At 55.0% G+C, this 22,897-nt stretch carries 17 protein-coding genes, 1 tRNA gene and 1 pseudogene; 3 read left to right on the top strand and 16 right to left on the bottom strand.

Going from position 1 to position 22,897, the window contains the following annotated elements:
* Both SMC3_RS04620 and SMC3_RS04615 read left to right on the top strand, forming a co-directional pair.
* Positions 1-1,392: pseudogene (locus SMC3_RS04620) on the top strand (M3 family oligoendopeptidase); the annotation flags it as partial.
* A 284-nt stretch (positions 1,393-1,676) separates the two neighbouring features.
* Positions 1,677-2,954, top strand: coding sequence for an HD domain-containing phosphohydrolase (locus SMC3_RS04615; RefSeq protein WP_119089887.1), 1,278 nt, complete (start codon positions 1,677-1,679; stop codon positions 2,952-2,954).
* A gap of 86 nt (positions 2,955-3,040) precedes the next feature.
* Here the strand turns inward: SMC3_RS04615 and SMC3_RS04610 are convergent, their stop codons facing one another.
* On the bottom strand, positions 3,041-4,384 hold the full coding sequence (locus SMC3_RS04610) for an S-layer homology domain-containing protein (protein ID WP_165846577.1): 1,344 nt from the start codon (positions 4,382-4,384) through the stop codon (positions 3,041-3,043).
* Positions 4,385-4,804: 420 nt separating this feature from the next.
* Between SMC3_RS04610 and SMC3_RS04605 the strand changes: the two genes are divergently transcribed.
* Positions 4,805-6,508 (top strand): peptide ABC transporter substrate-binding protein, encoded by a 1,704-nt coding sequence (locus SMC3_RS04605; RefSeq protein ID WP_165846576.1) that lies wholly within the window; start codon positions 4,805-4,807, stop codon positions 6,506-6,508.
* Positions 6,509-6,997: 489 nt separating this feature from the next.
* Here the strand turns inward: SMC3_RS04605 and SMC3_RS04600 are convergent, their stop codons facing one another.
* The 15 genes from SMC3_RS04600 to SMC3_RS04530 all read right to left on the bottom strand — a co-directional run.
* Entirely contained in the window at positions 6,998-8,503 is a 1,506-nt protein-coding gene (locus tag SMC3_RS04600; protein WP_165846575.1) for a stalk domain-containing protein, read from the bottom strand.
* A gap of 225 nt (positions 8,504-8,728) precedes the next feature.
* Positions 8,729-8,805, bottom strand: a tRNA-Met gene (locus SMC3_RS04595).
* Positions 8,806-8,875: 70 nt separating this feature from the next.
* Positions 8,876-9,340: a S1 RNA-binding domain-containing protein gene (locus tag SMC3_RS04590; RefSeq protein ID WP_119087086.1), complete on the bottom strand. Its 465-nt coding sequence runs from the start codon at positions 9,338-9,340 to the stop codon at positions 8,876-8,878.
* Between the two features lie 92 nt (positions 9,341-9,432).
* A complete protein-coding gene (locus SMC3_RS04585) occupies positions 9,433-9,816 on the bottom strand; it encodes an FtsB family cell division protein (protein ID WP_119087087.1) in 384 nt (127 codons plus the stop codon).
* 8 nt (positions 9,817-9,824) lie between these two features.
* On the bottom strand, positions 9,825-11,684 hold the full coding sequence (locus tag SMC3_RS04580; protein WP_119087088.1) for an aldehyde ferredoxin oxidoreductase family protein: 1,860 nt from the start codon (positions 11,682-11,684) through the stop codon (positions 9,825-9,827).
* Between the two features lie 35 nt (positions 11,685-11,719).
* The gene (locus SMC3_RS04575) at positions 11,720-12,685 is read right to left on the bottom strand and encodes a hypothetical protein (protein ID WP_119089884.1); all 966 of its coding nucleotides are present in this window, start codon (positions 12,683-12,685) and stop codon (positions 11,720-11,722) included.
* Positions 12,686-13,136: 451 nt separating this feature from the next.
* Entirely contained in the window at positions 13,137-13,514 is a 378-nt protein-coding gene (locus SMC3_RS04570; RefSeq protein ID WP_119089883.1) for a bactofilin family protein, read from the bottom strand.
* A gap of 15 nt (positions 13,515-13,529) precedes the next feature.
* Positions 13,530-14,477: a M23 family metallopeptidase gene (locus tag SMC3_RS04565; RefSeq protein ID WP_207799665.1), complete on the bottom strand. Its 948-nt coding sequence runs from the start codon at positions 14,475-14,477 to the stop codon at positions 13,530-13,532.
* Between the two features lie 15 nt (positions 14,478-14,492).
* On the bottom strand, positions 14,493-15,044 hold the full coding sequence (locus tag SMC3_RS04560) for a DUF4446 family protein (protein ID WP_119089881.1): 552 nt from the start codon (positions 15,042-15,044) through the stop codon (positions 14,493-14,495).
* A 378-nt stretch (positions 15,045-15,422) separates the two neighbouring features.
* Positions 15,423-15,794, bottom strand: a complete 372-nt coding sequence (locus tag SMC3_RS04555) for a HigA family addiction module antitoxin (RefSeq protein WP_119089880.1) — start codon at positions 15,792-15,794, stop codon at positions 15,423-15,425.
* Positions 15,795-15,810: 16 nt separating this feature from the next.
* Positions 15,811-16,092, bottom strand: a complete 282-nt coding sequence (locus SMC3_RS04550; protein WP_119089879.1) for a type II toxin-antitoxin system RelE/ParE family toxin — start codon at positions 16,090-16,092, stop codon at positions 15,811-15,813.
* Positions 16,089-16,271 (bottom strand): hypothetical protein, encoded by a 183-nt coding sequence (locus SMC3_RS04545; protein WP_119089878.1) that lies wholly within the window; start codon positions 16,269-16,271, stop codon positions 16,089-16,091. Before SMC3_RS04545 ends, SMC3_RS04550 begins: the two co-directional genes overlap by 4 nt.
* Positions 16,272-16,676: 405 nt before the next feature.
* Complete coding sequence (locus SMC3_RS04540; RefSeq protein WP_119089877.1) at positions 16,677-19,739, bottom strand: copper amine oxidase N-terminal domain-containing protein; 3,063 nt, start codon at positions 19,737-19,739, stop codon at positions 16,677-16,679.
* Between the two features lie 787 nt (positions 19,740-20,526).
* Entirely contained in the window at positions 20,527-21,030 is a 504-nt protein-coding gene (locus tag SMC3_RS09710) for a copper amine oxidase N-terminal domain-containing protein (protein WP_243623367.1), read from the bottom strand.
* Between the two features lie 1,550 nt (positions 21,031-22,580).
* On the bottom strand, positions 22,581-22,897 hold a 317-nt coding region (locus tag SMC3_RS04530), incomplete at its 5' end, for a copper amine oxidase N-terminal domain-containing protein (protein ID WP_133299373.1).

Here is a 22,897-nt window from a genome sequence, read left to right as displayed (position 1 = left end):
CGCCACTACCTGCTGTTCCTGCGCAAACAGAGACAGCATCTCCTCAGTGAGAAAGAAGAGATGTTGCTCAGCAAGCGTGACCTGACGGGCAAGCTAGCTATACAGCGCATCTACCAGGAGCTGACGAGTTCGTTCAAGTTCACGGTCACCGTCAAGGGCGAACGCAAGGTCATGAACGGCGAACAGGTCCGCTCACTACGGGAAAGCACCGACTCGCGTCTGCGCGCACGTGCCATGAAACAGTACTTTGGCAAGTACGCGGAGAACAGCCTTGTCATCACCAACGTCTTCGACACCCTGCTCAAGGACCACCAGATCGAGTGCGAGCTACGTCACTTCGACGAACCGATGGGCATGCGGAACCTGGACAACGAGCTGGACGCGGAGGTCGTCAATACCCTCTCCGACGTCACCAGAGACAACACTGACATCGTCGAGCGCTACTACACCCTCAAAGCGCGCCTTCTGAACAGCAAGAAGCTCACGCTGGCGGACATCTATGCACCCATCAGCGCCAAGCCCCACAAATACACGTGGAACGACGCCAGGACCATCGTCCTGGATGCATACGCCAAGTTCGACCAGCGAGCACACGACATCATCCAGGAGTTCTTTGACAAGAACTGGATCGACGGTCGCACCCTGCCCAACAAGACAGGCGGGGCTTTCTGCACCTTCAATCTCCCCGGCGCACATCCATGGATCATGCTCAACTTCACTGGGGCCGGCCGCGACGTGGAGACGATGGCGCACGAACTGGGACACGGCATGCACGGCATCCTGTCCGCCAAGCAGACTGCGGTCAACCGCGACGCCATCCTGCCCCTCGCCGAAGTGGCCTCGGTCTTTGGCGAAATGCTCGTCACCGACTACCTGCTGAGCCGCATGAAGGACCCTGAGGAGAAGATCGCACTCTACTGCTCCAAGCTCGAGTCGGCCTTTGCCACGACATTCCGTCAAAACATGTTCCACCGCTTCGAGACGCGTACGCACGGTCTCATCGCCGACCATCAGTTGTCCACCGATGAGCTCCGCTCCATCTATCACGAGGAGCTGGTCAACATGTTTGGTGATTCCGTCACCATCCCCGCACACTACGACATGGAATGGGCGATCGTCCAGCACATGTTCCTGTGGCCCTTCTACGTCTACGCCTACAACTTCGCACAACTCGTCGTCCTGTCGCTGTACCAGAAGTACCTGGAGGAAGGCGAGAAGTTCAAGCCCGTCTACTACCGCATCCTCGAGACCGGCAGCGCCATGACTCCTGCCGAGATCCTTGGTCTCGCAGGCATCGACCCGCGCGACAAAGCCTTCTGGCAGAAGGGTTTCGACTTCATGCGCACCCGCTGGATCGAACCCCTCGAAAAGCTCGTGTCTGAGCGCAAGTAGCAGCAAACACCCCGGCGTCATCGTCATCGACGCCGGGGTGTAACATTCTCGGGACGGTTCCGTTCGTGTAACAGTCTCCACTAACGGCTGGCCTATCCCCTACTCCTCTCTTTTCTCATCCAAAGGATCAGCAATATTCTGTCATCCTTCACACATTTTTTCTCGTGAGTTTGCAGAGTTGGTCCACCTCCATCCTGGATGAATCGATGCGTGACTAAGATTTCGAAAATGGTATGATTTATATTGAGCGTATTTCCGTCGTATCACTATATAAGGAGGCTTGTATGTTGATAGATGATTTTCATCTTTCTCTTTTTGACTTTGCTTTAAGTCTATCAGCAGCTATTGACGCAGTAAACCCGATGCTAGTAGATCATCAGAGAAGGGTTGCCTATATTGCCTGGAGTATTGGTAAGGAATTGGGATTGAATATTGAGCAAGCGAGAAAACTATTCTTTGCAAGCTTGTTGCATGATGTTGGGTCTATTTCTTTAAAGGAAAGGCTGGACATTTTGCATTTTGATGAAGACTCATCCTTTAATAGACATGCAGAATTGGGCTATTTGCTTTTGAGAGATTTTGAAGCGCTTTCAGATGAAGCAAAGATTATTCGATACCATCATATCCAGTGGGATAATGGTAATGGACATTTGGTCAACGGCGAGGTTGTTCCAGCTGAAAGTCTGATACTGCACCTTGCAGATCGCATCTCGGTGCTTATTGACTATGACCATGAAGTTTTAGGCCAAGCCAGGGGTATAACAGAAAAGATAAAAAACCTTTCAGGCAAGGTATTTGTGCCTGAATTTGTTGACGCATTTGTAAAACTATCAGGCAAGGAGTATTTCTGGCTTGATACTTCTTCTCCAAACCTTGACCTTGAACTAAATAGAATACACAGTTTGCCCCTCGTCATTTTTGACATAGAATCAATCCAAAAGTTGACAAAAATCCTTTCGCGAATCATTGACTTTAGAAGCAGGTTTACGGCAACTCACAGTAGCGGGGTTTCTGCAACCTCTGTGGCGCTTGCAAGGTTGGCAGGTTTTTCCGAAAAGGAATGTAGTATGATGGCAATTGCAGGGTATCTACACGATTTAGGTAAGCTTGCTGTCCCCAAGGAGATTCTGGAAAAGCCCGATAAACTATCAATGGAAGAACTCAACATAGTGAGAAGTCATACCTATCATACGTATAGAATACTGTCACATATGGAAGACTTCAAAACAATCAATCAGTGGGCTTCTTTCCACCACGAAAGACTTGATGGTTCAGGTTATCCATTCCATATAAGTGCCTTTGACCTTCCACTGGGTTCTCGAATAATGGCTGTTTCTGACGTATTTACTGCTGTTTCTGAAGACCGCCCGTACAGGGAAGGAATGGGCATAGAGAAGGCACTATCTACTATCGCATCAATGGCGAAAAATCATTCTCTGGACCCTTATGTGGTTTCCCTTTTAGAGAGAAATGTTCAATTCGTAGACGATGCCCGAAAAAGCGCTCAAATTGACGCTCGCAAAGAATATGAGAATTTTTCAAAACTTGGGCTCTTGTATTAACCAACTGAGCTACGCCGCGACCAAAGTAACATCAGAATTTATGCATTCTGCTGTATCACCTATGTGAAGGAGGATGGATTCCTTAGTTAGTAACCTCCGAACCCGGGCTCGAGCTTTTCATATCCTCCACCTGGCAAATCGCGGTAATACCCAGGACCTTCTGGACCTGTATCCCATTCAGAAGTAAGTGGTGCCTCATAATGTTCGCCCGTAGACGGGGAATAGACGTTTTCGAACCCCATGATGGCTTCTTGCCATTTAGCGGATAGATCCACTTCAGGATTATCGTCAGGAGAACTAGGATTCCCACCACCACCTGAAACCACTGTGGACGTATCAGGTCTCAATTGAGATACGGCACGTATAGAAAGCGCAACAAATGAAGGAATCGCGCCCTGCGAATCCCAAATATCACTCGTCGTATTGGCGAAATAGGTCGAAACTATATAGCCACCGAGTGCTGGCGCATCATATGTTTTGTAAAACAAGCAGCCCTTCGTACCAGAGGCTTCAAAGGTTCGCTGGGTAAATCCATAACCCAAATCGGTCCCCGAGCCCAACGATACCTCCTTGTATCCCGCCATGGGCATCCAGGCATTGATAAAGTCATCAATGGTCGGGTACATATAACTATAAACAAAGGCGATCCACCAGCCGGCATGCATTTCTTTGTCCGGCGACCATATGTCACAAGCAGTACTTAGGTCATTGCCAGTCATGACCCAGGTTTCTGGGGCCAACGTGCGGCAATGACCATAGTTCTTGACAACGAGCTCAATGGCAGAATCACCAAAAGTCTTAGGCGGGAACAGGGACATGTAGATGCCATGAGCGCAATCCGCGCGCGTGGCAGGGCTCACCGGGTTGATGTTGCGCTTGGTGTCCCAGACCAGAAACTGGGCTGCAGGACTGACAGCATAGGCAAGGTCAGGCAGGGCGTATGCGCCAACTGCGGCCTGGTCATTGGCGAAGATCGCATTGACCGGGGCCGAAAGTGCGGTCTGTTCCTTGCCGGCTGCACGGACAAGCAGAACAGCGAGATCCTGGCGCTTGATCGGGGCGGCAGGAGCATAGGTCGTCGACGTGACCCCCTTGACGTACCCGGCCTTGACGGCCGCTTCGACGTACCCGTAGGACCAGCGAGAGGATGAGACGTCGGTGAAGGTAGGACGAGCGGGTTTGACGAGCGCAAGCTTCTTCGCCACCACGATCATCTTGGCGAATTCCTCGCGGGTGACCTTGCCCTCAGGGCGGAAGGTCCCATCGGTGTAACCGACGGCGATACCGTTTTGTGACAAATACATGATATCGTCGTGAGCCCAGTAGGTTGCTGTAACGTCGGTGAAACCAGCTGCGCGTGCAGCAGCAAAGGGGGCGAACATGGTGGCCAGCAATGCAATGGCCAGTGCCAGTGAACAGAGTCTCTTCATGTATACTCTCCCCTGTCCAGAATCAGGAGCGGTGGACAGAAAATCCTCGTTCAGTTTCTCCTGGTACGAGCTCTGCACCGGTCGTTCTAACTGTTCCTTGCCTCGTTTGCACCCCGAAACAAGAAGACCAGCAGCACGATAGTCAACAAGACCCTCAGCAGATGATGTGTTTTTCTCATACTCCTCCTCCATTAGGGATACCAACGCCATAGTGTGTGCCGGATCCCCGTCCACGTCAACAACTGCGCATCGACTCATCACGCTGGCCTCATGCACGGAGCTGGGCATCGGACCAGGATTTTCAAGACCCCCGAGGAGAGCCGCCCCCACATTGTATTCATTCTATTTTTGCCGCCCCCTGATAGCATGAGAAATAGTCACACGGGCAACAAATCCTGTTGTGACGGGGGAGGCTATTTAATGAGGAAAGCACTGTCACTTGTCTTGATACTTGTTTTTGTGGTCTCGTTGTTTGGCGGACTGTCTGTCGTACCCTCGGCAAGGGCTGTTGCTCAGGAGGTAACATACAACCTGGGGACCGAGCCTGCTACGCTCGATCCAGGCATTACAGCTACCCTTGCGGATGTCAACATCGACCTGCAGGTCTTTGACGGGTTGACACGTCTCGACAGCAAGAGTGTCCCGCAGCCCGCGATCGCGAAGAGCTGGACGATCTCCAAGGACGGGAAGACCTACATCTTCACGCTTCGCGATGCGTACTGGACGAACGGAACGCCCGTCACTGCATACGATTTTGAGTATGCGTGGAAGCGCGCGCTCAGCCCGGAGTTGGCTTCCGCATACGCCTGGCAGGCCTATTACATCTATGGTGGTGAAGCGTTCAACACATCCATCAAGGTCGGCAGCAAGTACTATGTTCAGGCTGTCGATGCCAAAGGCAATCCTCTTACGAAGACCGTTGGGGGCAAGGTTGTCCCTGTTCCAAGCACGAAAGAGATCGACCCCAGCAAGAACGTCGGCGTCAGGGCACTGGACGCCAAGACGCTCAAGGTCTACCTCCAGTCGCCCACCGCCTACTTTCTCAGCTTGACGGCGTTCCCGACGTACATGCCGGTCTGCAAGGCTGTTGTCAGCACAAATGACAAGTGGGCCGCCGATCTGACGAACTACGTCACCAACGGACCGTTCAAGCTCACGCAATGGTCACACAACGAGAAGATGGTCTTTGAGAAGAGCCCGACGTACTGGGACAGGAACAATGTCAAGCTCACGAAGATCACCTACCTCATGGTCGAGGATGAGTCGACTGCACTTTCGATGTATCAGAGCGGTCAACTGGACGCCTCCTCCACCGTACCCCTCTCGGAGTTGCCCAAGCTGGTCGCCTCAGGCGATGCACAAATCCTTCCGTCCCTCGCGACCTTGTTCTATCGGGTCAATGTCACCAAGAAGCCGTTCAACGACGTCCGCGTCCGTGAGGCCTTGCTCCTGGCAATCGACCGCAAGAGCATCACTACGTCCATCACGAGAGGCGGAGAGGTTCCCGCGCTGGCTATTGTTCCCAATGGCATGCCAGATGCGCTCCCTGGCAGCGATTTCCGCACTCTGGGTGGTTCATTCTACAAGGATGACGATATCACGACGGCAAAGGCGCTGCTTGCTCAGGCCGGTTATCCCAACGGCAAAGGGTTCCCCGCCTTCGCACTGCTCTTCAACACCTCCAACCTGACCAAAACTATTTGCGAGGCGATCCAGGGGATGTGGAAGAAGAACCTTGGTATCACCTGCACCCTCAGGAACGAGGAGCTCGGCGTCTTCGTGGATGACCTGATACACATGAACTTCAATCTTGCGTTGGTGCAATGGACTGGTGACTACATGGACGCCAGCACGTTCCTGTACATGTTTGTAACGGGTGGCGGATCCAGCCACACCGGCTGGAGCAACAAGCCTTACGATGCTCTCATCGCAAAGGCCAAAGCGACGGTCGACCCGAAGGCACGCATGGCGACATTGCACGCTGCAGAGAAGATCCTCATGACAGACTTCCCCATTCTTCCAATCTACTACTGCACGAGCCCGGTGCTCCTGAGTAAACACATCAAGAACTTCTACCAGTCGGCGCTGGGAATTGTCGACTGGAAGAACGCTTACATGGGATAGCCTTCAGGAATCACTGAAGACCAAGACCGAGCACCTCAGGAATGAAGAGAGCGGCCGCGAACTTGCGGCCGCTCTGCATGTTGTAGAATGTCGTTATGCCCGCCTTCCTCTCCGTCATTCCCGCGCCTCCGTCATTCCCGCGAAGGCGGGAATCCATCCTTACATCGGTGGGGGGTCACCGTGCCATTTCTGCAACAACCATGGGCACCGGATGTTGCCATGACTGAGAGTAAGGGTGCGTCTTGCTGCGAGAGTGTTACAGTTTGGAACCCCCCGAGCCTTTCTGTTCAAGACCCCTGAGCCCCTTTGTCCAAGGCGAAGGGCGTATTCCCCGAGTATTTCTTCCCAATACCCCCGAGTATTTCGGTTCAATGCGAGGGGCGTACTGAGGGGCGTTCTGAGGGGTGCTTCTGTCCCGAGAATGGTACAATGGTGGGCCCAGGCGATTCCAATTGGAACCTGCCGCTCGCAGAATTTAACTCCCTCTTCTTAAAGTAATGGCTTCGTTGCATATTTAAGGTTCAAGTTGTACCCGTCGTAGTAGCTGACATGAATTGAGCTTGAGCCTATGGCAATGGAGTTATACCTACCCGTCCATGATTCATCTATTGTAGATATCTGCCATGTGCCAGCCGACTTTGTCGCGTACTTAAAGCCAGAATTGGAGCTATAAACCATATGGACCTGGTTGCCATTTGCCTTGTCAACGGCAAGGGATGCATCCCAGACGCCGCCAGAACTCTTATCCACGGTTTCCGTCTGCCATATGCCTGAGGCATTGGATGCATACTTGAGTGCATCATTCGTCGAATCATAATAAGAAATGTGGATCTTGTTGTTTGAATCAACAGCCAGGGAGGTCTTCCAGCCGGCAGCCATTCCTATTGTGGCTATTGTAGTTACGACCCATGAGCCTGACATGTTGGTAACGTATTTTATGCTATCCGGCAAAGCATCGTCATAGTAACTGATATGGATGTTGTTATCAGAATCCATCCCGATGGAGGCCGAATATGCTGGCATTCCACCAATTTTTAGTATGGAAGTCGACCAGGTACCTGAACCATTTGTGGCGTATTTAAGATCCAGGTCAGATGCTCTGAAGTAGCTTATATGAGCCTTACCGTATGAATCGAGGGCAATGGAGTCCCCGCCCATAAGCCCGGACCAGGCTCCGCCTTCTACTATTGAACTTACTCCGCTTGCTGTTGTTGCATTTGTCGCATACTTCAGGTCGCCACCCGTACCATCATAAACGATGTGGCACTTACCATTGGCGTCTACGGCAATGCCAGTGTCGTAATCACCGGCACTATCTACTATCCAAGTAACCCAACTTCCTGTTACATTCGTCATATATTTGAGCTTTCCATTCGTCAAGTCAATGTAGCTTATATGAACCTTTCCATTCGCATCCACTGCGATAGATGTGTGCTTACCAACATCCCCGGTGCTATCCATTGTGGAGATAATCCATGAAACCCCCGGGGGAGGCGCTGGCGGTCCCTGGGGAGCCAACATGAGCGTAATCATCCTGGTCGTCGCGTCGTATTGAACGCCGATACCAAGCGATTCTGCGACAAACCGGAGAGGAAGCATCGTCCGTCCATTCGTGATGACGGGCACAACCGCAGAGTTTGCTGCATCGATCGCAAGGGCGATGCCGTTCAGGGATGCCTGTGATTTGCCGATCCAGAGGTCGAGAGAATTCTTTCCCAGCGTGACGGTGACCTTGCGCGTAGAGGATTCCCAGACAGTGGAACCACCGAACGCTTCGATGACAGCGCGAATAGGCACAAGTGTCCTGCCTGCGACGATGACGGGTTTGGTTCCTTGTGCGTCGATCGGTTTCTGCACACCATTGACGGACATGGACGCGTTGCCAATCCACAGCTTGATCGTCGTTGACGACAAAGCGGTGGCTGCCGACGGGACAAGGAGTCCTGCGACCAGGAGTATGGCTACCAGGACGTTCAGCAGATGCATTCTTCTCATGGGTGCCTCCCCTATTAAGAGCCGTAACACCATAGTCTGTGTCAGGCTCCCGCCCGCGTCAACAATTGCAAGAACATGTGCCGGGGACGAGATTTCAGCCTTGGGGGCAGGTCACCGTGTCATTTCTGCAACAACCATGGATGTCGGATGTTGCCATGACTGAGGGTGAGGGTGCGTCTTGTTGCGAGAGTGTTACAGTTATGGGACAGTCCCGAAATGGTACAGTGGTGGCGGCGGGGGGAGTCGAACCCTCGACACTCCGGGTATGAGCCGAATGCTCTAACCAACTGAGCTACGCCGCCACAGGGCGCTGGAAAACTGGAACATAGTAGCAGAGGCGACAGCCTCTGTCAAGTCAGGAAAAGCGAGACGCTATCCGCGCTTGCGCTCTGTCCGCTTCTTCTTGTCGACCTGCCACTCCTGTGAATCCTGCAGATACCGCTTCATCATCATGTCGAAGGGGCTCAACAAAGGCTTTTCGTGGAAGGGACGCGCGCTGTAGGAGGGGCGGGGAGAAGATGGCGCACTTGGCGCAGAAGCCTGAACGGGGGAGCTACCTTCCGCAGCGGGCACGGCAGGCGTTCCTTCGGCACCACCGGCGGCCTTGGCAGCCTTGATGGACAGGTTGAGCTTGCCATCCTTGTTGCGGCCAATGACACGAACGATGACCTTGTCCCCTTCCTTGAGGAACTGGTTGACGTCCTTGACGTAGGTGTCACTGATTTCTGAGATGTGAACCAGACCTACCTCATTAGTGTCTGTCTTGACGAACGCTCCAAACGGAACGATCTTGACGACAATGCCTTCGGTTAGCTTGATGCGGTGCTCTTCGGCCATTAAAGTAGTCACTCACCTCTGTGGGGGATAGCTCTGCCGACGTGGCAGGCTCCAACAGAACAATATATAGTGCCTAGGCCAAAATACAACCCCTAGAACCATCCCTTGACCCATGTGATCAGCTGGTTCAGCACGCGAGGCAGAAGCGTCTGAGCAGGAGGAACCGGCTCTGGGGCTGTGCGGTCCACAGGGAAGAGGATGACGGTGTCGTTCCTCTTGCTCATGAGCATGTCCTCACGCGCGGCCTTTTCGATATAGGCCGGGGTCACATGATACTCCATGGCCTTCTGCTGTTCGAGCGTCTGTGCACTGACCTGTTGCATTTCGGCAAACGTGCTTGTCGTCAACCGGTCCGCCTTGGCCAGATAGGCGAGCGCCGAAACCGTGCTCCAGATAAGATAGCCGATGACGAAGCAGGCAATCAGCATCACGACCTTCTGCATGTTCAGTGTATGTCCACGCTTCCGTTGTCTCAACACAGGTCTCATCCCTCAGGCGCCGGGCCAACGATGCTCAACTGGTCGATGTTCAACCGTTTCACCGTTGCGACCGTCGGAACGCCCAGACGGTCCCAGCCCCTGAGGTCATAGTACTCATTCAACACGTCCGCGTCAAGCCAGGCAAGATGCCCTGCAACACTCCCACCCCGGTCGGTGCTCAGCAAGCGCTCAGGCAGCGTATCGTCCTCCCTGGAGATGCCCATGCGTGTGGCAAGCAGGCGTTTGTAGGTGTAGATGCGCTCACCGATCTCCATGAGTTCGTCCGTGTCCACCCGACGCCCAGTCACGGCGGTCAGGAACTGGCCCATCTGCGTGAGGTTCAGGCCTCCGTAGATGGCAAACTTGCAGAACTTGAGACTATCGAACAGACCCATCAGGTCCTGTGTGGCTTTGACCATGGTAACCTTGCCGGTATGGTCGAAACGGTCCATCGGCGCAGTCAGCCCAATCTCCGGCATCGTCGCCGCCCGTTCGAACGCATAGCTGAATCCCTGCAGGTGGCACGCACCACGCGTTGCGGTGGCATAGCCCAGACCCAGCGAAACGTAGGCCCGTGGGTCGTGTGCCGGCAACTCCATGCCCTTGACTTCGATGGCCAGTTCGCGGTGTCCAACCGACGCGGCAAACTTGCGGGAGCCGTCTGCCAGCCGTGTACCGAAGCCCTGCCGCCGGGCGATGCGTGGAATCATGGCGAGGACTGCTGCGCCATTGCCCCACACAAGGTCGATGCCGTCAGTGTCAGCAGCAGTGACCAGCCCCAGTTCCCGAGCCTCCATGGCCGTCGCCAGCGTTCCGCCGGTCGAGATGGTGTCCAGACCGAAGACGTTGCAGAGGGAGGCAGCCTGCTCGACGACGTCGAGATCTGTGAGCATGAGCAATGACCCAAGTGCCCCAACCGACTCGTACTCCAGCCCTGCTCCGTTCTGCCCCTCGTGGCCCTCGACATGCAGGCGCACGGTACGGCCGCACCCGATGGGACAGCCGGCACAGTGGTACCGGCCGGTAAGGCGCTCGGCGATGGCCTGGCCGCTCAACGCAGCAGCCTGTGGAAAGCTCCCGTCGCGCCAGTTCCTGATCGGCAGGTCTCCGGCTTCCTCTGCACGCTGCACACCCCCGGTCGTACCAAACAGGTGCATGCCGATGGCCTGCTCGCGCATGGCGGGAACCGTCTCTCGCATCAACTGCTTCAGTGCGTCAGGGTCGTGCACCGGGACCTGCTTCGTACCCCGCACCGCGACGCCCTTGAGCAGTTTCGACCCCATGACGGCGCCAAGCCCACCACGTCCTGCCACACGCGCATCCGCCCCGTCGTGCACGATGTTGGCCAAGAGAACAAGGTTCTCGCCCGCAGGACCGATAAGCGCAGTGGAGAAACCACCTCCCAGGCGTGTCCGCAGGGCCGTGTCGACATCGATGACATCCTTGCCCCAGAGGTCTGCCGCGTCCTCGAGCCGAACCTGGTCTCCATCGACGACAAGGACGCTCGCGCGCACCGCCGAACCCGTGATCACCAACGCGTCGTACCCAGCTCGCTTCAGGGCTGTTCCAAACGTGCCGCCTGCGTCCCCTTCGCCATAGGCATCGGTTGCGGGAGAGCGTGTAACGACCTCGTGTCTGCCGGACGTCGGGGCGAATGTCCCCGTCAGCGGTCCTGCAGCGAAGACCAGTGCATTCCCCGGTTCGAGAGCACCCGCGCCCGACACCGAATGATGCTCCCACAGCCATGCGCCCAAGCCTGACCCACCAAGGAGAAGGTCCCGCGCCCCCGCGTTGAGTACCTCGTCACGTGACGTCCCTTGCTGCAGATCGACAACCAGGACGCGATTCCAGTATCCTCCACTCATTTCGCGTACCTCCCCAAACGAACCAATCTTTTCGCCTACAGGAACACATCCAAAGCTTGCAAGACGGCTTCGCGCTCCAGCGGAGTCGTAAAATGCACGGACTGCTGAACACGGCGAGCCCACTTGCGCCGTCTGGAACCCCAGAAGAACACGGACATCGTCGGGTTGAGAGCACGCAGGTCCGCCAGATAGCGCTCTTCGTCGGAGGGCAGGTCCGACAGCAGGAAGAAGAGAACGTCAGCAAGTCGCACCATATCCTTCATCGTGTCGTCCAGCACCTGCATGACAAACACTGTCGACAGGTCGTACGCAGGATGGGAGACAGTCCGCCGGTACAGCAGCTCATGGCTGTCCCACTGCAGCGGCATCTCCCCGCCACAGACGTTCTGCCAGAAAGCATTGGCCAGCAGTGCGTCACGCGAGGCCACGACAGATCGGTACGTCCCCTGACGTGGCGAGCGGACGAATGGCACGATCTCAAAGGACTCCTGACGCGTCATCCGGCTCAGCGTCCTGGAAACCTCGAGCACGTCCAGTCCGAGCACGGACGCCAGCGAATCGGCGGTCTGTGCACGGTCCCTGGTCAGTTGCGCAATGTCATATTCCGGAGCGGCCAGCTGCTGCACATCCTTGTTGAGCTTGCTGCGCCACCAGTAGAGGCGTCCGGGATCCAGGAATCGAAGATCAGTACCGGTCAAGCGTTTCTTCCACTCTGCAAACCTGGCATCGACGTCGCTCAGGTTCTGGAAGACGCAGTTGGATCCATAATCCGAGGTGACGGGCCCCAGCGCGAACGTGCCGTCGGTCTCCATAAGCAGGAGAAACAGTGCGGTCTCGCCACCCAGCTGTCCCCGACTTGCGTAACGAATACCACTGCGGCCGACAACAACGTCGTACCGGGCCGCCCTCGTCGTGGCAGACAGAAGTGCACTTGGATCCTTGGTGAACAGCACTTCGAGAATTGTGCGAGCCGGAAACTCGGCCAGTTTGCCTTCACCCATCGTACCCCTCCAGCAGACAGTCCTTCAGGTCACCGTCGCTCGAGCCAGATCATCTCGTTAATTAGAGTATAGCACGGGAGTCCCTTAATCTGTCATTTCCCCGCATGTGAGTCCCTTAATCTGTCATTCCCCCCCGAGTATTTCTTTTCAATACGAGGGGTGCTTTCGGCGTATGCGGGAATCCATCCTTGGTTCGACGCGTGGGTTCCCGCCTTCGCGGGAACGACGAAAAAAGCAGAGCCGTCCTGCAAGCTTGTCATTCCCGCGCACCGGAGTCTCTTAATCTGTCATTCCCGCGCATGCGGGAATCCATCCTTGGTTCGACGCATAGGTTCCCGCCTTCGCGGGAACGACAGAGGGGGGCGGGAACGACAGAGGGCCGGCACTCCGCATAGAGAAAACCGGCACCATGAACCAAGCGCCGGCCGCGTCATTCATATGTTGTGGAAGACTAGCTCTTGGCGCTCGGGATCCCGACCTCTCGGGGAGTCGTGTCGAACTTACCAGACACTGATGCACCCTCCTCGACGGAGATGCGCGCACCCGTGACATCACCCTTGACGGTCGCCTTCTCCAAGACCTCGACCTTCTCCACGCCCGTGACGTTTCCCTCGACACGCCCCATCACGACGACCAGACGCCCTTCGACGTTACCATGCACCTCGCCCTGTTCGGCGACAGTGATTGTCCCGTCGCCGGTGACGTTACCGTGCATCTGACCCTCGATGTGCAGGTCTCCCTGATTCTCGACGTCACCCTTCACGACGAGGTCGTGGGCAAAGAAAGACGCGGTCTTGCTCTCTGTAGTCTTGGATGGTCCAAATGCCATGGCTGTCTCCTCCGCCTAGTCGAGATACGTCATCGGGTTCACTGGGGTACCGTTGATCATGACTTGATAATGGCAGTGTGGACCAGTGGTACGACCGGTCAATCCCTCATAGCCAATCACCTGGCCCTTCTTGACGGTCTGGCCTGCGGACACGGCCATGCGGCTCATGTGGCCGTACAAGGTCTCGATGCCGTTCCGATGGTACAGTGTCACCGAAATGCCGTAGGTGCCGTTCCAGCCGACTTGCACCACCGTGCCGTCTGCCGTCGCGCGAATCGCTGTGCCGTACGGAGCTGCAATGTCGACGCCGTCATGCTCTTCGCCGCTGCTGCCGCCGAAGGGGTTGGAGCGCCAGCCAAACGCCGAAGTAATAAGACCATAGAGCGGCCAGATGGAAGGGGTCTTCGCGAGGATCGAATTGTACTTGGAGGCTGCGTCCTGGAGGACGATAAGATTCTTCTCACGAGTTTGGGCTTCTTTCTGCACGACCGCAGTCGACGTCGACAGCTGTGTTGCAGCTTCGCCCAGGCCACGGCTGACAGAAAGGGTCGGCGTAGCCGTCGTTTTGAGGATGGACGCCAGAGAGACACTGCTGCTGACGCCAAGCGTCTTGCGGACCTTGGCATCAAGGGTACCCAGATAGTCGACATACTTCTTGAGTGCCGTCACTTCCGTGTTGCTGGTGCTGATGGCCTCGTTTGCTGCATCAAGTTGAGTTGCCTGCAGGCGTACGACCTGATCGAGACCCATGCCGTCGTACTGGGCGACGGTGTTCTTGAGCTGCGTGTTCTGCGCCATGGCGTAGGCGAAGCCTGAGAAAAAGAGGATAACGACAGTGATGACGCTGTAGATGGCCAGACGTGAGACCTTGAACTGATGTGTGCGACCTTCGTACTGTGGAACGATCACGACCGAGTAACAGGTGCGCTTGCTCTTCTTCTCGACTGAAGCCTTTTTCGCCATCATCGCCTCGCTTTTTCAGAACACTGCAAGAATTAGGGTCTCGTCCAGGCAAGCATTGCCCGGAAATAACACCCACGTACGACAGTATANNTCCTCCTCTTCGCGGCTCAGCGCCGCGTCACTCTTCCAATTCTCAATCCGTTTCACATAGACCTTGCTGCCCTGGGTGCTCGTGAGCGACGTCAGGATAATCCCCGCTCCATTGCGGTTGAGCATAAGCAGCGAGAAGCTGAATTTCCCCGCCTGTCCCGCAAATGCGTCATAGTGCTCGATGTTCACGGAGTCGTAGAAGCGATGGCCGGTCTTCTCGAGATCCGCGCAGGCGGCCCGCAATTCGTTCTGCGTGGCGGTCTGCTGGTCAAAGGCACGAGTCAACGTGTCGATGCGTGTGTAGAACGACGGGTCCGCAGCCTGTCCAAATACCATCGCCAGGCGCGTACGCTGATGCTTCCACTGCACGAGAAGAACGACTCCGATGACCAGGACGGCAACGGCTGCCACGCCGAAAGCCAGACGGGCCCAAACGGTGTTCAGGACGAGATCAACAGACTGCAGAACCTGTTCCATGTCATTGCCTCGCTGTAGATGACTGTGCTATGTACAGGTGCAAGTATATCCAGCACACGCCGGTGCGCAACCCATGCCCCCCTTGTCGTTCCCCCCGAGTATTTCTTCTTAATACGAGGGGCACTTCTGAGGGGTGCTCCTCACGAGTATTTCTCTGCAATACGAGTGGCGTTCCTCGGCGCAGGCGGGAATCCACCGACGTAGAACGAACTGGATGCCCGCCTGCACGGGCAAGACGAATCGGGAGACAAGTGTTTGTGCGTAGCTAAGGCAGGGAGCTTACGCATACATTGCAAGTCGTCCAATCGGGATCTGGCAAATTGGCCATGTCCTGATTGGACGGCAGTACGAAAAATCAACTGGAGCTGGACTAACGCTCTAGGCTGACCGGAGAACGAAAGCTGGAGGCGATGAATCAGCTTTCTGCTTTCCAGCAGGACGGTCTCTCTTTGTTCGAGCGACGGACGTGACCGGACTAATTCTGGCAATTTCCCTCTTCACCTTCGGGTCCGTGGTCAGAAGGTCATACTGTACCTGCAAGTTTATCCAGAAGGAAACAGTAGTACCGAAATACTGGGAGAGCCTGCGAGCAGTATCTAGACTAATGCTGCGTTTGCCGCGGATAATCTCCGAAACGCGAGTCGGCGGCATTTTGGCATCGACAGCCAGACGGTACTGCGTAATACCGTACGCATCCAAGAACTCACTCTTCAGAATCTCTCCAGGCGTAGGTTCATGAAGTGTATTCATAATGTCACCCCCTAAACTAGTGGTAATCGGTGATAGATACTTCTGTGGCTTCACCATCTTTGAAGTAGAAGCAGATCCTCCACTGATCATTGATATGAATGGATATCTGCCCGGTTCTATCGCCTTTGAGTTTCTCCAATCCATTACCTCTCGGCACATCAAGATCAATCCAGGACGATGCCGCATTGATCCTCCGAAGCTTATTCAGCGCCCCCTGTTGAATATCCGGCGGCAGCTTCGACGAAAACCGCTTGTTCCAAACCTTTTCGGTCTCTTTGTCGCCAAAGGACTTAATCATGGCAATATAATAACGTTATGCGTTAATATTGTCAAGCGACAATATAGACCAGCACCTGACAACCGTGTCTGCATCATTTCCCGGATCATCCCGCACAAAAACTCAGCCATGTTCCAGAGTTTGGCTTCGAAACCGACATTCGCTCCTGTCGTGTTGCCCTTTGCCTTTTCACGTGCCATGCTGCCCCCCCTTGGTGTCAACTATTGAAATGGCGACGCTGCTGCTTTCGAGTACTAGTGTAACATCATCAAGGAATTGTAGCCACGGGAAGAGGCTAGACAAGAGACACGGGAGCGGTGCGTCGTCTGAGAGTATTCCTGATCAAACGTGCCATGATTACCACAAACGCTGATGCAGTCCACTCTAGGGGGGAATTCCAATACTTTAATGTCTCACTCCGCTTGCGCGGGAACCCATGCGTCGAACCAAGAGTGGACTCCCGCCTGCGCGGGAGTGACAGAGTAGTGGCCTGCGCGGGCAAGACGAATCGGAATCCATTCCTTCCTGCCTGGAAATGCAAAAGGCCCCCGGTTGCCCGGGGGCCTTCGTGTTACTGTGCTTCTACCGTCTGTGTAGTCGCGAGACTATGCAGCTGGGACAACTGGGAGCACGTAGGTGATGGTGATGATGTGGTTAATAGGATCCCATGCCACGTTGCCGCCGAATGACTCGGTGATGACGCGGAGAGGAACCATCGTGCGGCTGTTCTTGATGTACGGAGCAGCGTCCAGAGCGATGATGGTGCCATTGATGACGGCAGTTGCATTGCCAATCTGAAGGCCAATGGTCGTGTCGCCAAGAACGATCGTGATGCCCTTGGTCTCAGGAAGCCACGTGACGGTGGAACCAAAGGTCTCGGCGATGAAACGAATCGGAACAAAGGTACGGCCGTCGACGATTTCAGGAGCAGCGTCGACAGTGGTAGCCTTGTCGTCAACAGTCACAATGTCGCTGCCAATAGTCAGAACGACAACCTTCGTGACAGGACCGACGACCGTTACAAGAGTAACAACGCCAGTGGCGACCTTGACTGCAGCCGTGGCAGTGATGCCACCGGCAGCCGCATAAACATTGCCGGTTTCATCGGTCGAGTAGGTCAGAAGGCCATTTACAGCAGCAATGCTGGCAACAGGAAGAGCATCTGTCCAGACTACCTGCGTCGTGTAATCCAACGCACTGTACGTTGCGTTCGACGCGATAGCGCCAAACTGCTGCGAGGTGGTGGATACGGGCACAGCTGGAACAAGATTGATCTTAAGGCTGGTGATTACCTGCACAGGAATGACAACTACTGCAAACACACCAGTGGCAGTGCCAGAGGTGCCAGTAATCACAGTAACACCTGTGAGATTTGAGGCGACAGAGGCCGCCGTCACGAGTCCGGTGGTGTCGACAGTAGCATTGACGATCGCGCTGGACGTCCAAGTGACGCTAACAACTGCGCCAGTGGCATCCTTCGCGACCAGCTTAATAGTCTTGCCCTGTTCTACATAGGCCGGCTGAGTCAGTCCGCCAAGCGTAGAAATGGTGAGTGTGGGGACAACGGCAGCGGTGGTCGTGCCTGTCAGCGTCTTGCCATTGCCGGCAACACCACCGACATCCTGCGTCAACTGAATCACAGAACCAGTAGGCAGGTCAATAACACTAACATTGCCAGTGGTCAAATCGAGAGAGTTGATGAGGTTCGCCAAATCCATGGCGACATTGTTAGCGGGAGTACCAGTGAGATCACTAGCAACCACAGTCCATGACACACTGTGCGATGCGGCGAGAGTATCCTGCCACGTGATGGTCGCGACGTCCCCAACAACAGGGACACCAGTGACCATTACGAAAGCAGTTGCTGATGTAGCTGGAACAGCCTGGGCCATGTAAACAACAAGCTTGTCCCCATTCACCAGAGCCGGAGAAATAGCGGCACTGAATCCGATGGATTGAGTAGCGCCAACAGTCTCCCAGTTCGTATCAAAGGACTTAACGGTGCTGACCTGGTAAACCTTGCCACCAATGACTCCGACAGCAGCAGTCGTCATATTGACAACTAGGGTGTTATTGTAAACGGATAAGACCCTGCCGACGCCCATAGTACCGCTGGCGTCAACTGCGATTTTCATGCCGGGGACGATAGTGATAGTGGATGTAGGAGTATCAAGTGTGATCGTCTCTATGCCCGTATAAGCCCAGTTACCACTGGTCGTGGAAGTCGCGCCAGTCCAGCGGTAAGCTTGGGTGTAGAGACCGCTGGTCATGTCAAAAGAGCCAACGGCTGCCGTAGTCACGGCGACGGTATAGTGAGTAGCGTCAATCGGGCCTACAACGGTACCAACGCCATTGACACCTGCTGCGCCTGAACCATCAACGCCGCCGACAAACGTGCCGGTCGTCGTTAAGCCAAGCGTGCTAGTGGTGGTCGTGGCAGCCGTGGCAGCCGTGACAAGAATGGACACGCTGAAAGACGGCGTACCGACGAGCGCGCCATTTATGGGCGTAACGGAATAAGTATAGTACTGACCGGCAACAGTCGCTGCATCAGTATATGTCGTCGTACCTGCAGCAACATAAGCGATGGGAGTTGGGTTGCCGTTGCGATAGATCTGGAAAGCTGTCACATCGCCAGCGTTGGGCAAATAAGTCCATCTCAGAAGGACGCTGGTCGCTCCATTTGGCTGTGTCGCAGTTAATGTAACAGTGCCCTGGGGAGCAACAGAATTCGGAGCTGCTGTAATCGCACCAGTTACTACTGATGAATCGGTTACCGGTGCAATATACTTCGCTGCATCTGCTCCGTGGAGTGTATAAACGACGGTGATGGTCTTGCCTGTCCCGACACCTGCGAAAGAGGTGCCAGTGCCATTACTAGTGTAATTTGCTGCTGCAGTTACTGTGACAACATCAGGACTAACAACTCCAGCCAATACTCCTGCTGTCACTAATGCTGTTGTGGTGCCATCAGCTACCTTCGTCGTCGTCAGTGTGGGAGCTGAGATTGTTAATTGGATAAGCGAGACTGGCGCCGGTACGACTACGTTGAGTGCGTTACTGGGCACCGAATTATTAAAAAGAATCGCTGCAGGAGCCGTTATGACTACAGTTCCTGCTACTGCTGTTCCAGTGAAAGATATAGTTACAGCAGTAGCACTGTTTATGGTAGCCATGAGCGGCGTAAGACCGGCTGCTACTGGGATCGTCCAGTTACCAACAGTGCCTGCTGCCGCGGTGAATACATCGTTCGCAAGTGTTACCACTACGGTCGGATTCACTGCTGCATTTGCTATTGCCGTGCTGGTGATTGCGGGGGCAGCTAAGACTGCTGCGGTTGCAACACTTGTCATAGTAGTTGGAGTCGTGTCTGTTGCTACAACTTTGATGAACTTACCTACATCGCCTACAACAGGTGTGTAATTGACTGCTGTTGCTCCAACAATGTCTGCATATGTGCCACCTACTGTAGCACAATTCCGCCACACATAAGTTACTGCTCCTACTGGTGTTGTTGCTACTGCTGTTAATACAGCACCTACGCGAGCTGTGGCAGTGCCGGTTATTGTAACTGCCGTCATTGCTGCCTTTGCCGTACGAGCGCCGACGCCTGCGAACAGGCTGAGCACCATGGCAAGGGCAATAAAGATAGATAGGAACTTCTTCATTGAATGATCTCCTTTTTTTTGGTTGAATGAAGGTTGTGGAATACGACCGATTGGCACGGAAGCCGTGCCGCGGCAGAGCCGCTGGAGTGAACCATCTCTCGAATATGCCCCGAGTTACCTCTGCCGCCAATATGAGCAGAGACGCTCTCGACCGATCCGTACCCTGCCAGACGGAGCTGCAGAACATTAGCTGTCACAAGGACTGCTTCGGGCCGTGCAAGCACGGCTGACCCTGGAGGCAACTCTGCAAGGAGTCCGCGTTCTGTGCGCCAGGTACATGCGCATCCTGCGGTGACACATCCTTGCCCTGCCTGAGAAGTGAAGCGGTCCGACTGCCAAATCCTGCAGCATGGAGCGGGAACGAAACCATACTGAAGCTTGAGATACGAGAACGCGGGTCGAACAGTGAATCAATGAAACATGAGACACAATGATACAACAGGTTGTGTAACGTTTACCCAACCCGGGTACTACGTGCTCTCTTGCCTTTCAGTTTTCAACGCGCATCGCTGCGGTATCTGCTCCTCACCGCGCACAAGCGGCTTGGTTGCTGAGCGGAACTGCAGGAAGAAGAGCGAAGAACAGAAGCACACCACAAAACTTCTTCCACCATCTATGGTGCACAATCTGTGCCAACCGTTTTCCTGATGTCCTGCATGCCTTTCTGTGACTGGCTGGTGGAGGAATGGATTCCCGCCTCCGCGGGAATGACAGACCAAAGGAAGGGCCCCTGGTTGCCCAGGGGCCTTCGTGTTCCTATGCTTCTACAGTCCGTGTAGTCACAAGACTACGGGAGCAGGTAGGTGATGGTGATGATATGGTTAATAGGATCCCAGGCCACATCGCCGCCGAATGACTCGGTGATGACGCGCAGAGGAACCATCGTGCGGCTGTTCTTGATATACGGAGCAGCTTCCAGAACGATGATCTTGCCCTTGATGACTGCAGTTTTGTTGCCGATCTGGAGACCAATGGTGGTGCTCCCAAGGACGATCGTGACGCTCTTGGTCGCAGGGATCCACGCAACCGTGGAACCAAAGGTCTCGGCGATAAAGCGAATCGGAACGAAGGTGCTGCCGGCGACGATTTCAGGAGCAGCGTCGATGGAGGTAGCCTGGCCGTCAACAGTCACAATGTCGCTGCCAATAGTCAGGACGATGACCCTCTTGACGGCAACAGGGGCCGTTGTAATAGTGACAACGCCGGCAGCGTTGATGGTGACTGCGACTGTCGTCGTGAGGCCGAAAGCGTACGCCGAAACATTGCCGGTTTCAGCTGCCCCATACGTCATGAGACCCTGTGCAGGTGCAACGTTGGAAACAACAGCGACAGCAAGCGTATCTGTCCAGGCTGCCTGCGTTGTATAATCCAGCGCACTGTACGTTGCATTCGACGCAATAGCGCCAAACTGCTGCTGCCCGGCTACCTTCAGGCTCGCAGGAACGAGATTCACGGCAAGCTTGGTGATCGTCTGCATAGGAATGGCACTGACTGCAAACTGACCACTGTACGTACCATAGGTGGCGGTGATCAATGAGACACCTGAGCTCGCCATTGCCATCACCAGTCCACTACCATTAATGGTCGTGACTGCTGGCAGGTCCGACGTCCATGTGGCAGCGACAATTGCACCAGTGGGATCAACTGCGACCAGTTGAATAGTCTTGCCCATCTCAACATAGACCGGTTGAGTCTGTCCACCAAGCGTATGGATGATGAGAGAAGTAGCAACGGCACTGGTGCCGGTTGTCAGCGTCCTGCCATTGCCGGCAATGCCGGCGACCGTCTGAGTCAACGTAATCACAGACGCACTGGGATTGGTAGCGATAACGTTGCCGCCAACCACAGCGTTAATGGCATTTTCCAACCCGGCGGTGATACTTGTGAAGGAATCGCCCACCGCCACTGTATAGGTTGCAGTGTGCGATGCTCCACTCGTATCCTGCCACGTGACAGTCGCCACGTTCCCGGCAGTAACGGTACCACCCAGCGTCAAGAAAGCCACCGCGGGAGCGGCTGCAACCGCTTGAACCATAGCAACATCNNCTGCCGACAATCTCCCAGTTCGGATCAATGGAGGAGACAGCGGCGAAAGATTTCATCACAACAGGACCAATGACGCCGACAGCAGCGGTCGTCACATGGACATATGCGAGCGTTGTTGGGCTGTTAGCGGATATGACAGTGCCGACGCCATTCGTAGTGGAAGCTGCAACAGTAACGATGTCGCCGATAACGAACGTGGCGGGGCCGGCGAACGTGATCCACTGGTCCCCTATAGTGGCCCAGTCTGGATCGGAGGAAGCCTCACCAGCGACAGCCCGAAGAACGCTGACATTGGGGGTTGCGCCAAACGTGCCGGCGCCCGCCCTGGTCACGTTTACAACGGCGTGAGTACCGTCAGTAATACTTGTAACAGTGCCAAGGGCATCGACGCCTAGTGCACCTGAACCATCAGCGCCACCGACAAAGCTGCCGGATGGTGTCACGGTGAGCGTCGTAGCGGCCTTCGCCGAACGGGCGCCGATGCCTGCGAACAGGCTGAGCACCATAGCAAGGGCGACAAATATAGATAGGAATTTCTTCATTGTTTGATCTCCTTTTAGCTTTGGTTGAATGAGAATTGTGGAATACGACCGATTGGCACAGAGATCGTGCCGCGGCAGAGCCGCAGAACATTGGCTGTCACGAGGACTGCTTAGTGCCAAGTACTCGCCGCACACAAGCGGCTGGGATGAATACCCCCTCCACCATCTATGGTGCACAATGTGTGCCAACCGTTTCCACGATGTCCTGTCTTCCTTTCTGTGACTGGCTGGTGGGAAAGATAGAGTCGCGAGACTACGGGAGCAAATGAGTGATGGTGATGACGTGCTTAGCAGCATTCCAGGCCACGTCGCTGCCGAATGACTCGGAGATGACGCGGAGGGGGACCATCGAACGACTGTTCTTGATGTACGGGGCAGCGTCCAGCGCAACGATCTTGCCGTTGATGACTCCGGTTGCATTCTCGATTTGAAGGATAATGGTGGTGCTCCCAAGGGTGATCGTGATGCCCCTGGTCTCAGGAAGCCACGTAACCGTGGAACCAAAGGTCTCGGCGATGAAGCGAATCGGAACAAAGGTGCGGCCGGCGACGATTTCAGGTGCAGCGTCGA

This window comes from Candidatus Cryosericum hinesii, from assembly GCF_003570985.1.
In the GTDB taxonomy this organism is placed as follows: Bacteria; Caldisericota; Caldisericia; order Cryosericales; family Cryosericaceae; genus Cryosericum; species Cryosericum hinesii.
Note: the sequence above shows the minus strand (reverse complement) of the source record. Positions and strands in the feature narration are given on the sequence as shown.

What these genes read in the sequence shown, in the direction of transcription:
- SMC3_RS04605 (WP_165846576.1), top strand. Translation starts at nt 4,805, where the DNA reads ATGAGGAAAGCACTGTCACTTGTCTTGATACTTGTTTTTGTGGTCTCG.
- SMC3_RS04590 (WP_119087086.1), bottom strand. Translation starts at nt 9,340, where the DNA reads ATGGCCGAAGAGCACCGCATCAAGCTAACCGAAGGCATTGTCGTCAAG.
- SMC3_RS04555 (WP_119089880.1), bottom strand. Translation starts at nt 15,794, where the DNA reads ATGAATACACTTCATGAACCTACGCCTGGAGAGATTCTGAAGAGTGAG.
- SMC3_RS04570 (WP_119089883.1), bottom strand. Translation starts at nt 13,514, where the DNA reads ATGGCATTTGGACCATCCAAGACTACAGAGAGCAAGACCGCGTCTTTC.
- SMC3_RS04575 (WP_119089884.1), bottom strand. Translation starts at nt 12,685, where the DNA reads ATGGGTGAAGGCAAACTGGCCGAGTTTCCGGCTCGCACAATTCTCGAA.
- SMC3_RS09710 (WP_243623367.1), bottom strand. Translation starts at nt 21,030, where the DNA reads ATGACGTATGGGGCAGCTGAAACCGGCAATGTTTCGGCGTACGCTTTC.
- SMC3_RS04610 (WP_165846577.1), bottom strand. Translation starts at nt 4,384, where the DNA reads ATGAAGAGACTCTGTTCACTGGCACTGGCCATTGCATTGCTGGCCACC.
- SMC3_RS04565 (WP_207799665.1), bottom strand. Translation starts at nt 14,477, where the DNA reads ATGGCGAAAAAGGCTTCAGTCGAGAAGAAGAGCAAGCGCACCTGTTAC.
- SMC3_RS04600 (WP_165846575.1), bottom strand. Translation starts at nt 8,503, where the DNA reads ATGAGAAGAATGCATCTGCTGAACGTCCTGGTAGCCATACTCCTGGTC.
- SMC3_RS04615 (WP_119089887.1), top strand. Translation starts at nt 1,677, where the DNA reads ATGTTGATAGATGATTTTCATCTTTCTCTTTTTGACTTTGCTTTAAGT.
- SMC3_RS04545 (WP_119089878.1), bottom strand. Translation starts at nt 16,271, where the DNA reads ATGGCACGTGAAAAGGCAAAGGGCAACACGACAGGAGCGAATGTCGGT.
- SMC3_RS04580 (WP_119087088.1), bottom strand. Translation starts at nt 11,684, where the DNA reads ATGAGTGGAGGATACTGGAATCGCGTCCTGGTTGTCGATCTGCAGCAA.
- SMC3_RS04550 (WP_119089879.1), bottom strand. Translation starts at nt 16,092, where the DNA reads ATGATTAAGTCCTTTGGCGACAAAGAGACCGAAAAGGTTTGGAACAAG.
- SMC3_RS04540 (WP_119089877.1), bottom strand. Translation starts at nt 19,739, where the DNA reads ATGAAGAAGTTCCTATCTATCTTTATTGCCCTTGCCATGGTGCTCAGC.